This window comes from Labrenzia sp. C1B70 (genome assembly GCF_000475395.1).
In the GTDB taxonomy this organism is placed as follows: Bacteria; Pseudomonadota; Alphaproteobacteria; order Rhizobiales; family Stappiaceae; genus Roseibium; species Roseibium algicola.
Window position 1 is genome coordinate 96,659 of record NZ_AXCE01000014.1, and the last position, 14,371, is coordinate 111,029.

Consider the following 14,371-nt stretch of genomic DNA (forward strand, 5'->3'; position numbering starts at 1 on the left):
ATCGGCGAAAAAATAACAAGATAACGCGATTGAACAACAAGGGCTCACAGGCCTTTCGTGGGCTGAATGGGGCAAGACAACCGGAGGAAATCCCTGCCTATGGCTGATGACCGCGACCATCCCATGTTGCAGTATATCATCAACAACCCGGAAGCCTTTGCACAGAATCTTGCAAAGACGCTCGAGCAGGCAGGCAAGGCACTGGCGGCCTATATCGAGCCCCGGGAACAGGGCAAGATCACCCACGATTCGACCGACGAGCTGACTGGTGTCGTAAAGACCCTCGCTCAGGTTGGCGAATACTGGGCTTCCGATCCGCAGCGCGCCGTCGAGGCCCAGTCGCGCTTGTGGAGCGGCTATATCGATCTCTGGAATTCCTCGCTGAAACGGATGATGGGCGAACCGTCTACACCGGCGATCGAAACTCCGGCACGTGACAAGCGCTTTGCCGATCCTGACTGGGAAAAAAACCAGTTCTTCGATTTCATCAAGCAGCTCTACCTGATCACCAGCAAATGGGCGGAGGACATGGTCCACGACGCCCAGGGGCTGGATGAGCACACACGCCACAAGGCCGAATTCTACGTCACCCAGATCGCCAATGCTGTCTCCCCGTCCAATTTCGTGCTTACAAACCCCGAGCTGTTACGTCTGACACTGGAAAGCAACGGCGAAAACCTGGTCAAGGGTATGCGGCACCTGGTCGAGGATCTGAAAACCGGCAAGGGCGAGCTGAAGATCCGCCAGACCGACCCGACAAAATTCAAGCTCGGCGAGAACCTCGGCACCACGCCGGGCAAGGTGATCTCGCAGAACGACGTCTGCCAGGTAATCCAGTATTCGCCATCTACCAACGAGGTCCTGAAGCGTCCTCTCCTGATCGTTCCGCCGTGGATCAACAAGTTCTACATTCTCGACCTCAATCCGGAAAAATCCTTCATCAAGTGGGCGGTCGACCAGGGCCACACGGTGTTTGTCATTTCCTGGGTCAACCCGGACGAACGCCAGGCTCAAAAGAGCTTCGAGCATTATATGAAGGAAGGCATCCTCAATACGCTCGACGTCATCAAGCGGGCAACGCGCCAGGAAGAGGTCAATTCCATCGGTTACTGCGTCGGCGGCACATTGCTGGCGGTCACGCTTGCCTATATGGCAAAGATCGGCGACGACCGCATCAAGACCGCGACCTTCTTCACCACACAGGTCGACTTCACTTTCGCAGGGGACCTGAAGGTGTTCGTCGATGAAGAACAGATCTCGGTCCTTGAAAAGAGGATGGCCGAGCACGGCTACCTGGACGGCTCCAAGATGTCGTCCGCCTTCAACATGCTGCGCTCCAACGATCTGATCTGGTCCTATGTGGTCAACAACTACCTGAAGGGCCAGGACCCCTTCCCGTTTGACCTGCTCTACTGGAACTCGGATTCCACGCGCATGCCCGCCGCGAACCATTCGTTCTATCTGCGCAATTGTTATCTGGACAACAAACTGTCCAAGGGCGAAATGGAAATCGCGGGCGAGCACCTGGATCTCTCCAAGGTGACCATTCCGATCTTCAACCTGGCAACGCGTGAAGACCACATCGCACCGCCGAAATCGGTCTTTCTGGGGTCAGGCTGTTTCGGTGGCCCGGTCGATTATGTGCTGGCCGGTTCCGGGCATATTGCCGGTGTGGTCAACCCGCCTGCAAAGAAGAAATACCAGTTCTGGACAGGCGCGGAGGCCAAGGGAACGCTGGAGAACTGGCTCAAGAATGCCGAGGAACACCCTGGGTCCTGGTGGCCTTACTGGGATCAGTGGATCCGTTCGCATGACGACGCCAAGGTCAAGGCCCGCAAACCGGGTGCAAACCGGGTCAAGATCCTTGAGGATGCGCCCGGCTCTTATGTGATGACCAAGGTCTAGTTAACTAGCAAAAGCGCTCCTGCGCGAAGTTCATTTGGTAGCGCGTGCAATGCATAACTAACGACCATAGTCGGTTCTTCAAAATATATAGAAATCCCGACATCAACGAGAACCGCTTTGCCTTTGTTCAAGTTTTTGACCGCGTTTCTAGCAGCTTGGTTGATTTCCGAACCCTCCGAGGCTTGCGTGTCAGGTCGGGGACCAGAACTGCGAAGTGTGCTGCGTTCAGAGTTTGTGTTCAGAGGCGAATTACTTGCGGCGGGGCCAATCATCGCCCTTGAAGACGGTTACTTTGAGCAAACCTTATCGTTCCGGATAACCTATTCTTTTATTGGATCTTTTTCCGAAGGAGACGTCCGAGTCATTGCGTTTCAATATCCGTTCAATCCAAACAAACGCAGCACAGGCCCGGAGCCCGAGATACAAACTGGCGAAGGATACACCGTCGTTCTGGACAAACTTTGGTTTCCTAGGCCGATGAATGTGAATGCTGCAGCTCCATCCTCAGACGACCCAGGTAAGAGTCGAATTGTGCATCGCTGGCATAAATTTCGCTGTGGTGGAGACGGGCTACGTCTTCGAAAGAACTCTCACGATCACGCGAAAGCAATCTGGTCGGTATTCACCGGCAGCCGGCATACGCCAGAAATTCGTGCGGACATTCTAACCGAATTTTTGGGCATTAACGGGCGATTTTGACACTCAGATTCTGTAGGCCTTGAAATTTCCTACCCGAAATGTGCGTCCAGAGACGTCAATGTCATGGCCAGCAGCTTGCCGAACTTGCGGGCGGCCATCGGGCGGCCGAAATGATAGCCCTGGACGACTTCACAACGGCAGCTGGCAAGAAAGGCCTGCTGCTTTGCGGTTTCCACGCCCTCAGCCACGACACAAAGCCCAAGTTCCCGCCCGAGGGAAATGATGGCCTTTGCGATACACCGGTCGCTTTCGTCGAAATCCAGATCGCTGATGAAGCTGCGGTCGATCTTGAGCCTTGTCAGCGGAAAGCTTTTCAGCGCGGCGAGACTTGAATATCCGGTGCCGAAATCATCTATGGCGAGCTTCACGCCCAGCCGGCGAAAATCGTCCATCAGTCCAACGGCCTGATCCGCATTCTTGATCAGCAGGCTTTCGGTCAGCTCCAGCTCAAGGTAGGTCGCGGCAAGTCCGGTTTCCTCGAGTGCATCGCGAACATCCGAAATCAAACCGTCGTCCCGGAACTGACGGGCGGAAACATTGACGCCAACCGTAATCGGCATCAGGCCACTTTCCTGCCATTCCTTGTTCTGCCGGCAGGCTTCGCGTGTCACCCATCTGCCCAGAGGCACGATCAGGCCACTTTCTTCCGCCAGGGTGATGAATTCGCCCGGCATCATGCGACCAAGTGCCGGATGTTGCCAGCGCACCAGCGCTTCCGCACCGACGATACGGCCGCTGACCAGATTGTATTGCGGCTGGTATTCCAGGAAAAACTCGCCGTTCTCGATGCCGGTCCGCATTTCCTCCAGAAGTGTCAGCTTGTTGACCGAACGTTCCGGACGGGTCTGCTCATAGACCTTGAAGCTGTCACGTCCTGCGGACTTTGCTTCGAACATCGCCTTGTCGGCATTCCGTAAAAGCTGTGCCGCACTGTCTGCATCCTGCGGGTAACAGGCAGCACCAATGCTGCAGGTAACATGGAACGACAGGTCATCGATCTGGATCGTTTTGGTGATCTCGTCCCGGAGCCTTGCCATGAATTCGTTGAGGGCGGCTTTCTCTGCCGTGTCACGGTCGACAATCAGGACAAATTCGTCGCCCCCGAAACGGATGGCCTGATGTGCACCGTCGTGGACGGCCATGATCCGTTCCGCGACAATCATCAGCACCTGGTCGCCTATCGCATGTCCGAAGCTGTCGTTGACGAACTTGAAATTGTCGAGATCAACAAAAACGACGGCAACAGGCACGCCGGTCCTGTCACTTTCGGACACCTTTTCTTCCAGCTTGGTCTTGAACTCCTGCCGATTGGGCAGGCCGGTCAGGACGTCATGATTGGCCAGATAGCGGATCTTGCGCTCGGCTCGGTCACGCTCGACCGCTACGGACGCAAGCCGGGCAGCTTCCAGTGCAAGCTTCAGCTCGTGATCCGTCGGGCTGCGCGTTGACTTGGTGTAGAGCCCAAACGTGCCCAGAACCTTGCTGTCCTTGCCGAAAAACGGCACCGACCAGCAGGACCGCAATTCGAAAGGAGCAACAAGGTCGCGTACATCCTCCCACAGTCGGTCCTTCTGGATATCTTCGACGATGACACTCTCGCGGCGGAACACAGCGGTTCCGCATGAACCCATTTTCGGGCTCACGGGTATGCCATCGGTGATGTCCAGGTAGTCTTGCGGCAGGTTGGGACCGACAGTCGCCAGAAGATGCTCGCCTGTGTCATCCACAAGCATGATCGACCCCATCACTCCATCGAGTTGGTCTTCAATGGTCAATACGAGTGTCGTCAACACCTCGTTCAAGGGTCTGCCCGCAGCAATTTCCTGAAGGACCTTGTTCTGCCCCTGCTGCAGCAGTAACGCCCGTTTGCGCTCTGTGATGTCCCGCGAGAGGCCAACAATGCCGACGACTTCACCCTTGCTGTTTGTGACCGGGTACTTGGACGAAGAGAACCATTTCCGCTTGCCGTTCGCCAGAATTGACGGCTCCTCGAAATCGATACGCGGAATATTCGAGGCCATGATCTCCTGCTCGATCGCATGGAACTTGGACCCGGTCTCTTCCGGATGCAGCTCCAGATCGGTCTTGCCGATCAATTGCGAAGCATCATCGAGACCGACATCAAGCGCGACCTGCAAGTTCGCCATGACGAAGCGCGAGCTGCGGTCCTTCACATAGAGATAATCGGAAACCTCGTTAAGCAGTGTATGAAGCCAGTCGCCGCTGAGGCGAAGTTCGTCACTTCTTGACAGCTTCGTGATGTGGTTAAGCCGATCCAGCTCGGAGGCCAGGGACGAAACTATTTCGCTATTTTCCGCGTCCCCATCATCCTGGCTTGTTTGTAAGACCATGCTCCAGTCCAATTGATTGGATTTATCACTCTCAAGTATTTGGCTATTTTTGCCGATTTCAAACTAAAAAACAATGAACTGAACAGAACGCAGGCCTTTTTACTCATTAGTATTTTATTATTCATCGAACGAACTAGCCAATCCGGGCAAACACATTGAAACTACACCAAAATCTCCAGGAGATATCGATTCAAATACTTAGTGACACCGATCTCTGACCTAGGTACTTTTCACGATCTTTACTGTTGCTTGCGACAGAATGTTGTTTGCCAAATCCCCGTTTCGCCGGGTAAGATTGCCGGATATCCGAAAGGCTGGCTTCAGCATATGCAAACCACGCAACGTCACCCGAGCCCCCTTGCCCGTCCGGCATTGAAAGATGCCAATGGCCTGAGAGCTCCCGTTCTTCTGCCCAAAGCAGCGACCGGCAAGCCAGCGCCTGCGCTGGCAACTTTCATGAAGATACTCGCACCTGGCATGTTGACCGGTGCCTTGTGGACGCAAGCCTGGCTTGGTGTCTGGGGCGCACTTCTGCTCGCTTTTGCGGTACTGGCAGGCGTGATCGCTGTCCCCAGGCTTGTCGGGGAAACCGGCAAGGCCTCCAGTTGGGCCAAACGCGTGAGCTTTGGAGAAAAGATCTGGCTCAACAGATTGTTCCTCCCCGTTCCCGCCACCGACAGTGCCCGGATTACAACGCTTTATCTCGTTTTCTGGATGGGTGGGCTGATTGCGTTGCTCGGCGGCTTCCTGTCATCGCCAATCCTGTCGCTGACAGGTCTGGCCGTTGCGTATGCGGCCCAGTTCGTCAGCTTCGGCAAGTTGATCCAGCTTTACCAGACCATGAAGGACAAAACCCCGCTCTACCGTTTCTGGACTGCTGTTCCGCACAACGACAACCTTCCCGGGAAGGCAGTGCGCAGCAAACACGGCTGATTTCCTTTGAATGTCTCCTTGAAGCGGGTCGCTGTTCAGTCGGCTGTGCTCAACTCCAGACTCACGATGGCGACCAGACCAAGTGCGGCAAGCGCAACTTGCTGCTCCTGCCCCGCGATCTTGCTGCGCAAATCCGGCTCGTGAATGTCGAGCACCCAATCCCTGCCCGTCACGAATCTCTTCAAACCTGACAGCAAACCGGCTTTCTTGCCTTCTGCCTGATCCCGATGTTTGCGGACCAGCGTCCCCACTGGATTGCCGTCTGCCAACAGCACCAGAGCTTCCGTGTCGCCACCAAGCATCGTGCGGACGGCTTGTTTGGCAACACTGTCAGGGTTGGCAAGGCTGAACTGAACATTGCTTCCAGGCACTTCCAGTTGCCAGCCCTGCTTCAAAGGTCCTCGTCCCCCGATTTGTCCGATACTGACATCGGCATCGGTCCTCAGTTCCCAGCTGCCAGTACCGGACCTGGATCTGCACTCGAGTGCCCAGGCAGTCTGTGGGCCGATGCGAATGCTTGTGACGCCTCTCATGTGCGGCTTGTCCAGTTCGAACACCATGGCAGGTGCTTCCTCCAGACTTTGCCCGGTGCCAAACACCTTGAACTGCCTAGCGACACCGGGCGGCAGCGGCATGCTGCCCGGCGTCTTGACAAATCGGAAGCTGAGGTTCGTTTCCATCTTGCCCCTGCTCTGGCCTCAGCCTGCCTGTTTCCGCTTTTCGGCAAGCAGGCCAATGTAGGTCAGCGCGACGCTAGCGCCGGCAATCGAGGTGATATCGGCATGGTCGTAAGCCGGTGCGACTTCGACGACATCACCGCCGACGAAGTTCAATGACCCCAGCCCACGCAGGACCGACAATGCCTCGCGAGAGGACAGGCCGCCGGAAACAGGCGTACCGGTACCGGGAGCAAACGCCGGGTCAAGGCAATCGATGTCGAATGTCATATAGGCCGGGCCATTGCCCACCCGGGCCTTGATCCTGTCGGTCACGCCGCCGATACCCAATTCGTCCATCTCATAGCCATGAATGATTTCCAGCCCGCAAGTTTCGGGAGCATGGGTACGGATGCCGATCTGGATCGAACGGTCTGGGTCGATAAGGCCTTCTCGCACGGCGCGTCCAGTGAAGGTGCCGTGGTCGATCCGGTCGCCTTCATCGTTCCAGGTGTCCTGATGGGCATCGAATTGCACCAGGGCGAGCGGGCCATGTTTGGCCACATGCGCCTTGAGAAGCGGATAGGTGACGAAATGATCGCCACCGATGGAAAACAGATGCGCCCCGGAAGCCAGAATATCAGAGGCCTGAGACTGGATGTGTCCGGGAATATCAGCGTTGCGGCCATAGTCGAAAACACAGTCGCCGTAGTCCACGCAGGCAAGAACCTCGAAAGGGTCCATTTCGAACGGATATTGCGGGTCGCCGTCGAAAATGGCGGATGCGCGGCGCACCCCCTGAGGACCGAACCGAGCCCCCGGACGGTTGGAAACAGAGGCATCAAACGGGATGCCCCAAACCGCCAGGTCAATCCCGGTCAGATCGCGGCTGTAGCGGCGGCGCATGAAGGACAGCGCGCCTGCATAGGTCGGTTCATGCGAACCGCCCTTGACCGATTTACCCAGAAATGCGTTGTCGGTTTCCCGCGGCAATTCTGCTGACATGACAATTTCCTTGAAGTCTGGTGTGGCAGGATTTTTGCGCCGCTCCGGATCAAGCGGCACGGACTGCCGGGTGTGTCATTTACCGGACACCCGAGGACGGTCTTTCAGGTTTTACCAGTGATGGATCGTCCCGCCAATCCCGAGCCGCAAGGCCCGCTACAGAGTGTTGAACCAGCACTTGTCCCCCGTCTCTTTGGTGCTGTTCCTGTTCCGCTTCTTGTCAACCGTGGGGATATGTCGAAAGATCGGGTCGCCCACCTCTCCGTGTAAAGGAAGGATCACAGCCATGAGCGACAGCGGCCATCACGACCATGCCGGCGGCGGTGCGCAGCGCCATTCTCACGACCATGATCATGGTCAAGGGCATGACCATGATCACACCCCTGAAGTGACGGACAAGAACGCCCGCGCTGTTGCGTGGGCAGGTCTTTTGATTGCTGCCTTCATGTTTGCGGAGCTGATCGGCGGCTGGCTTTCAGGGTCTCTGGCGCTGATGGCGGACGCCGTCCACATGGTTACGGATGCCGCATCGCTGGGGTTGGCCTGGTGGGCCTTTCAGCAATCCAAGAAACCTGCAGATGCTCGGCTAACATATGGCCGCGACCGGTTGCCGGTATTGATTGCCTTCGCCAATTCCATATTCCTGCTGGTGGTGACAGGCTGGATCTGCGTGGAAGCTGCCGGGCGCTTCATGGAGCCGGAGACCGTGCTTGCAGGCCCGATGTTCATCATTGCCGTAATCGGCCTTCTGGTGAATATCGGCGCCTTTTTCATTCTGCAGCGTGGCGGTGACGGATCGCTCAACATGCGCTCTGCGATCCTGCACGTGCTCGGCGATCTACTCGGCTCCGTTGCGGCGATCGCGGCCGCTATCGTCATCTATTTCACGGGTTGGTACCCGATTGACCCGATCCTGTCGGTTTTCGTCGCTGTGCTGATTGTTCGTTCTGCGGTCGCGGTAATGCGCCAGTCCGCGCATATCCTGCTGGAAGGCGCACCGGCAGACATCGACAGGGACACCCTGAAAACCGATCTGTTGCATGAAGTCCCTGGCCTTGCCGACGTTTATCACATCCATCTCTGGTCGCTGGCCGAAGGCAAGGTGAATGCCACCATGCATGCCATCTTGAAACCGGAAGACAGTCCGGATGCCGTTTTGCAGCAAATCCGAGAGCGGTTGAAGACAAGGCATGGCATCGGCCACGTGACGATCGAGGTAACTGAAGGCTCCTGAGTTTCTGAGATTTCTGAGGACACCCTTCCCGATCATTGCCGCTGTTTTGAAGTCCCCAACCGTTTACGCGAGATTATCTCTTGCCGGTTAGCCTGAAGTCAGGATGGCTGGCTATGATAAAAATTCGGCGCAGGACTCGGCACCAACGGCCTGGAACGCCAGAAACGAAAACACCGCACCTCCGGAAGGTGCGGCCACGATTTTCACGTTTTATACCTGTCTTGCCATTCTCGCCACGCTGGCAGCCCTGGGTGGAGCGCTATTTTCCCTGACAGGATCCGGGCAATAAAGTCGGCTTGCCTCACACACAGATTTTGTCCTCGGGATTATTTCCCGTCTTTCTTTGGATTGCGCGGCGATCCACGGGATACCGTCACGGGACCGTTGTCGCCTTGCGCCTCCGGGACTAAAACGAGGAACAAACTGGCAATTGCCGGTCCATCTCCATGAGGAATTCCTGCCTTGGCAGACATGACCCCGAAGATCCTGCGCGGCAGGTTGCTTTCTTTCTCCACCGCCCCCAAAGGGCCGGATGACACGGACGCTTACAGCTATATCGAGAATGGTGCCCTTCTGCTTCGTGGCGGCAAAATTGCTGCTTGCGGCGAGTTTGCGGACGTTGCTGCTTCCGCAGATGAAGGAACGGCCATCATCGATCATCGGCCACATCTGATCCTGCCCGGCTTCATCGATACCCATATCCATTTCCCCCAAGCACAGGTGATTGCGTCCTGGGCGGACCAACTTCTGGACTGGCTGAACGACTATACGTTCCCGGCAGAAATGAAGTTTGCGGACAAGGCTCATGGGGAACGGATCGCCAAGGCCTTTTATGACGCGCTGGTTGCCCACGGCACCACCACGGCCTCCGCCTATTGTTCCAGCCACCCCGCCTCGGTCGACGCCTATTTCGAGGAGGCGGAACGGCGCGGCATGTTGATGCTGGGTGGCAAGACGATGATGGACAGGAACGCGCCTGCCGATCTTTGCGACACCGCTCAAAGCGCCTATGACGACAGCAAGGCTTTGCTGAAAAAATGGAATGGACGCGGACGGGCGCATTATGTCGTCACCCCGCGCTTTGCAATCACGTCGACCCCCGGGCAGCTTGAAGCTGCCGGAACGTTGTTGAGGGAATATCCGGACTGCCATTTGCAGACCCACATCAACGAAAACCACAACGAAATCGCCTACACGCTGGAACTCTACCCGGAAGCGACAGACTATCTTGGCGTTTACGAAGGGTTTGGCCTGCTCGGCCGCAAGACCTTGCTCGGTCACTGCATCCATATGAACGACCGGGAACTGGGTGTCATGCGGGAAACCGGCTCCGTTGCCGTTTTCTGCCCAACGTCAAACCTGTTCCTTGGCAGCGGTCTTTTCAACAAGGCCGGGCTGGAGCAGGCTGGCGTTCGCACGGCCATCGCCACCGACGTTGGCGGTGGCACAAACTATTCCATGCTGCGCACGCTCGACGAAGGCTACAAGGTTCTGCAGCTCCAGCGCCAGCGCCTCCACCCGCTCGCCTGTTTCCACTGGATAACGCTCGGCAACGCCGAAGCGCTTTCACTGCAAGACAGGATCGGCACACTGGAGCCGGGCACCGACGCAGACCTGGTCGTACTCAATGCGCGCGCAACGCAAACTATGGCCTTGCGAATGGAGACTGCAGAAAGTCTGTCGGAAGAGCTTTTCGTGCTGCAAACCCTAGGCGATGATCGTGCTGTCGTTGAAACCTATGCAGCGGGTAAAGCCTTGAAGTCCTGACACCTTGGCCGGGGCACACCTAAATGTCCCGGCTTTTGGCCGCCTCAGCCAGCGTGCCTTGGCTTGAATGGGCGAAACAGCAACAAGCTGAACCCCGCAGCGGCAAACAGGAACAACGCCAGCGCCGTTCCCCGGTAGACAGTGGCAAAACCGAAGTCCTGAATTGGCATGGTCAGGACCAGCGGCGAAACGACCTGGCCCAGAAACATTGCTGTCGTCACGATACCCGAAACACTGCCACGCCGTTCTTCCGGTGCGACTTGCAACGCAAGCAGCAGAAACGACGGCTGCACAAGAGAATAACCCGCCCCGACCAGCGCAGCACCGCCGAGGATGAGCGGCCAGAGAGCGTCTATCGAAAGAATGGCGAACCCCAGCCCCATCAACACAAAGCCGATGCCGAAAGACGCAGACAGGCCGACAAGGGAACTGATCCTCTTGTAGGCAATCGCAACCAGGCCTCCGGTCAGTGTCAATGCACCTAGCCCCATTGCCGTTCCAGAAGCGCTATCGATGCCGTTTTCATCCAGATAATACGGCAACTGGCTGGGCATCAGGAAAAAGAACATAACGGTGACCATGGTCAGCAGGCCAACAGCCAGTGCGGGAACAAGCCATCCTTTTTGCGGGGCAAGGTCTGCATTTGCGGCTGTGCTGGCCGCACTCTCGCGGCGAGTGTTTCTTTCCTGTTGCAGGATCGGCAGCAACAGCGGCACCAGCAGAACAGGCAACATATAGACCAGGAACGGCAAACGTGGAGACAGGCCTGCAAGCCAACCGGCAAAGCCGATGAACAGGAAGCCACTGAAATTGATCGCCGCCGTCTGCCATCCCATAAAGGCACTTCGGCGCTGACCGGAAAACAGGTCCCCAACCAGCGCAACCTGCGCAGTCATGGTCATGGCGACCGCAACACCCAGCAAAAGACGACTCACCAGGATCGACTGCAGGTCCGGCAGGTAGGCTCCAGCGCTGCCGGCAAAGGCAAAAAGAAGAACGCCAGCCAGCAGCAGCGGACCTCTTCCGAACCTGTCTGCCGCCAGCCCGGCGAACGGTGCGATCAGAACAACGGACAGCGACGGCGCTGCGACCAGGAAGCGGGTCAGATAGGCCGCCGCGGGTTCATCCGGAAAGCTTGCCTCGAGCGCCGGAAGCGCCGGGCTGATGGTCGCATTCGCCATGATTTTCAAGGTTGCCGTCATCAGCAGCGCGATTGCTGCTGTTTCCAGCCAGAGCGGTCGACCTGTTGATCGAGGTTGAGAAGACATAATGGTTTTTCCTTGCCTTTTGAAAGCCAGGAGCACAGCCTACAAATTCAAGTCGACTTGAGGTCAATAGATGAAATTAATGGATATTTCCGAAGTATCGAAGCAAACGGGCATCGCTGCATCGGCAATTCGCCACTACGAGGAAAAGGGTTTGATCACGTCCGTCGGCCGCCGGGGGCTGAAGCGCCTGTTCGGACCGGAGGTGCTGGACCAGCTTGCCCTGATCACGCTTGGCAAGACGGGCGGCTTTTCGCTGGAAGAGATCAAGTCAATGTTCGGCTCCGACGGCCGCCCTGCCCTCTCACGGCCCGGCCTTCACATGAGAGCAGATGAACTCGACAGACAAATCCACACGCTGGAAGCACTTCGCGACATGATCCGTCACGTCGCCGACTGTCCTGCACCGTCACACATGGAATGCCCGAAGTTCCAGCAACTGATCCGTATCAGTGGTCGAAGAAGCCGAAGTGAGCGCGTCACACACAAGTTGCCTCCGGTCAAACCGGGTCGAATGTGATTGACCGGCTACCTTCTTGAAAAGAACAGGATGACCTGACGCGCCTGACGCTGAAAGAGCCCCGGTTCTCGCGGCTTCTCATGATGCTCCTCGACGGAGCGAATGACACCACGCACGATGAGGATGGCAGCGACACCGAACAAGACGCCTCCGGCTGCCTGACCGATCAGGACACCAGGCGCCCCATACAGTGCTCCCCCGATCCAGACGAAGGGAATCGTACCGACCGTGTGCCTTCCCCAGTTGAGCATGGTTGAATAGAACGGCCGGCCCAGATTGTTGAAGCAGGCGTTCGCAACAAAGATGGCGCCGTTGAAAAAGAAGGCCAGCGCCAAGGGACCGCAGAAAAGGAAAATCAGGGTCAGGGCAACACCTTCGGCCTCGAACAGATGCGCGATCGGTTCACGAAGCATGAACAGGACCAACGCGGCCAGTCCGACCACAAGTGCCGTAAACAGAAGCGCTTCGCGCAGCGTGTCACGCACCCGGTCGAACCGTCCCGCCCCATAGTTCTGCCCCACGATGGGCCCCACGGCTCCGGACAGCGCAAAGATGGTTGCAAAGGCCAATGGCGACATTCTCGCGACAACCGCCATGCCTGCGACGGCCTCTTCACCGAATTCGGCCATTGACCGGGTTACCCAGGCCTGCCCCACCGGTGTTGCCAGTTGGGTGAGAATTGCTGGACAGGCAATCGCGGCAATTGGCGACATGTCCCTGAACAAGGCCTTCGGGCGCGGCAATGTCAGGCCGCCGTGGTAGCGAAAGATCGGTACCAGCGCGAATACGGCAATGGCGACGCGGGATGCTGCGCTGGCTATTGCTGCCCCTGTCAGTTCCAGGTCGAAGCCGAAGATTAAAATCGGATCAAGCACTGCATTCACCAGCCCACCGACAATGGTCGACATCATCGCCCACCGGGCATCGCCATGCGCCCTCAGAACGGCTCCACCTGCCATGCCGAGCAACAGGAGAGGCAACGTCGGAACGATGATTGCTAGATAATGAACTGCGAGATCATGGGTCTGACCGGTTGCGCCGATCAACGTGACAAGCGGCCCCAGAGAAATCCAAACGGCCAGTGCAAAGACCGCGCTGAAAAGGAACCCCGCCGTAAGAGCGTTGGAAGCCTGTTGCCGTGCCTCCTCTTTGTCCCCTGCCCCCAGTGCTCTGGCCACCAGCGCACCGGCGGCAATGGCAACGCCGATGTTAAACGAGGTGGTGAAGAAAAGGATCGCGCCGGCGTATCCGACTGCCGCCGCCAGTTCCGCCTTGCCCAGCATGGAAATAAAGATCATGTCGACAAAGTCGACAGCAAAGATCGCCATCAGACCGATAGACGCGGTCAGGGACATTACGGTCACATGGCGAAACAGACTTCCAGACAGAAATTTTGCCTGGGTTGTAGATGCCTGATCTTTCACATTCGAACTCAGCGGATTGTCCTCCTCATGGGTGGCTGCAAACGTGCCAAAGCCCTAGCAGGCATTGATGCCAACAAAAAACCCGCCGGATCGCTCCGGCGGGTTTTTCGAACTGGTAACGTCCAGATCCAGCGATTAACGCTTGGAGAACTGGAACGACCGGCGTGCCTTGCGCTTACCGAACTTCTTACGTTCGACAACGCGGCTGTCGCGGGTCAGGAAGCCGTTCTTCTTCAGAACCGCACGCAGTTCCGGCTCATAGTGGGTCAGAGCCTTGGACAGGCCGTGACGCACAGCGCCAGCCTGACCGGACAGACCACCACCGGTAACCGTTGCGATAACGTCGTACTGGCCTGCACGGTCGGTCAGCATGATCGGCTGCTGAAGGATCATCTGAAGAACCGGGCGAGCGAAATACTCGGTGTAGTCCTTCTTGTTGATCACGATCTTGCCGGTGCCCGGCTTGATCCAGACGCGGGCAATAGCGTCTTTACGCTTGCCGGTTGCATATGCACGGCCATTGGCGTCCAGCTTCTGGACATGGACCGGAGCTTCGGGGGCAGCGGTTTCGACCGCACCGCCCAGTTCTTCCAGGGATTGCAGCTCAGCCAT

At 57.1% G+C, this 14,371-nt stretch carries 13 protein-coding genes; 7 read left to right on the forward strand and 6 right to left on the reverse strand.

Annotated features, from left to right (window positions below):
- Positions 1 to 99: 99 nt before the first annotated feature.
- On the forward strand, positions 100 to 1,905 hold the full coding sequence (gene phaC / locus Q666_RS52565) for a class I poly(R)-hydroxyalkanoic acid synthase (protein ID WP_022999414.1): 1,806 nt from the start codon (positions 100 to 102) through the stop codon (positions 1,903 to 1,905).
- 117 nt (positions 1,906 to 2,022) lie between these two features.
- The gene (locus tag Q666_RS65980; protein WP_152506739.1) at positions 2,023 to 2,604 is read left to right on the forward strand and encodes a hypothetical protein; all 582 of its coding nucleotides are present in this window, start codon (positions 2,023 to 2,025) and stop codon (positions 2,602 to 2,604) included.
- A 29-nt stretch (positions 2,605 to 2,633) separates the two neighbouring features.
- Here the strand turns inward: Q666_RS65980 and Q666_RS52575 are convergent, their stop codons facing one another.
- A complete protein-coding gene (locus Q666_RS52575) occupies positions 2,634 to 4,955 on the reverse strand; it encodes an EAL domain-containing protein (RefSeq protein ID WP_022999416.1) in 2,322 nt (773 codons plus the stop codon).
- A gap of 327 nt (positions 4,956 to 5,282) precedes the next feature.
- On the opposite strand from Q666_RS52575, the gene Q666_RS52580 reads away from it, so the two are divergent.
- On the forward strand, positions 5,283 to 5,888 hold the full coding sequence (locus tag Q666_RS52580; protein WP_077293012.1) for a DUF6653 family protein: 606 nt from the start codon (positions 5,283 to 5,285) through the stop codon (positions 5,886 to 5,888).
- Positions 5,889 to 5,923: 35 nt separating this feature from the next.
- Here the strand turns inward: Q666_RS52580 and Q666_RS52585 are convergent, their stop codons facing one another.
- Positions 5,924 to 6,568 carry a hypothetical protein gene (locus tag Q666_RS52585; protein ID WP_022999418.1) on the reverse strand — a complete coding sequence of 215 codons (645 nt, stop codon included), beginning with the start codon at positions 6,566 to 6,568 and terminating at the stop codon, positions 5,924 to 5,926.
- 18 nt (positions 6,569 to 6,586) lie between these two features.
- Entirely contained in the window at positions 6,587 to 7,549 is a 963-nt protein-coding gene (speB, locus tag Q666_RS52590; RefSeq protein ID WP_031268792.1) for an agmatinase, read from the reverse strand.
- Between the two features lie 286 nt (positions 7,550 to 7,835).
- Here speB and Q666_RS52595 point away from each other — a divergent pair, with 286 nt between their 5' ends.
- The 3 genes from Q666_RS52595 to guaD all read left to right on the forward strand — a co-directional run bounded on the left by Q666_RS52595 (position 7,836) and on the right by guaD (position 10,550).
- Entirely contained in the window at positions 7,836 to 8,783 is a 948-nt protein-coding gene (locus Q666_RS52595) for a cation diffusion facilitator family transporter (RefSeq protein ID WP_022999420.1), read from the forward strand.
- Between the two features lie 103 nt (positions 8,784 to 8,886).
- On the forward strand, positions 8,887 to 9,072 hold the full coding sequence (locus Q666_RS52600; RefSeq protein ID WP_022999421.1) for a hypothetical protein: 186 nt from the start codon (positions 8,887 to 8,889) through the stop codon (positions 9,070 to 9,072).
- A 182-nt stretch (positions 9,073 to 9,254) separates the two neighbouring features.
- The gene (gene guaD, locus Q666_RS52605; protein ID WP_022999422.1) at positions 9,255 to 10,550 is read left to right on the forward strand and encodes a guanine deaminase; all 1,296 of its coding nucleotides are present in this window, start codon (positions 9,255 to 9,257) and stop codon (positions 10,548 to 10,550) included.
- 44 nt (positions 10,551 to 10,594) lie between these two features.
- Here the strand turns inward: guaD and Q666_RS52610 are convergent, their stop codons facing one another.
- Entirely contained in the window at positions 10,595 to 11,818 is a 1,224-nt protein-coding gene (locus tag Q666_RS52610) for an MFS transporter (RefSeq protein ID WP_022999423.1), read from the reverse strand.
- A gap of 70 nt (positions 11,819 to 11,888) precedes the next feature.
- Between Q666_RS52610 and Q666_RS52615 the strand changes: the two genes are divergently transcribed.
- Positions 11,889 to 12,335: a helix-turn-helix domain-containing protein gene (locus tag Q666_RS52615; protein WP_051990147.1), complete on the forward strand. Its 447-nt coding sequence runs from the start codon at positions 11,889 to 11,891 to the stop codon at positions 12,333 to 12,335.
- A gap of 8 nt (positions 12,336 to 12,343) precedes the next feature.
- On the opposite strand, the gene Q666_RS52620 is transcribed toward Q666_RS52615, so the two are convergent.
- Together Q666_RS52620 and rpsI are read right to left on the reverse strand one after the other, a co-directional pair.
- Positions 12,344 to 13,690: an MATE family efflux transporter gene (locus Q666_RS52620; RefSeq protein ID WP_022999425.1), complete on the reverse strand. Its 1,347-nt coding sequence runs from the start codon at positions 13,688 to 13,690 to the stop codon at positions 12,344 to 12,346.
- A gap of 204 nt (positions 13,691 to 13,894) precedes the next feature.
- Positions 13,895 to 14,371 (reverse strand): 30S ribosomal protein S9, encoded by a 477-nt coding sequence (gene rpsI, locus Q666_RS52625; protein ID WP_022999426.1) that lies wholly within the window; start codon positions 14,369 to 14,371, stop codon positions 13,895 to 13,897.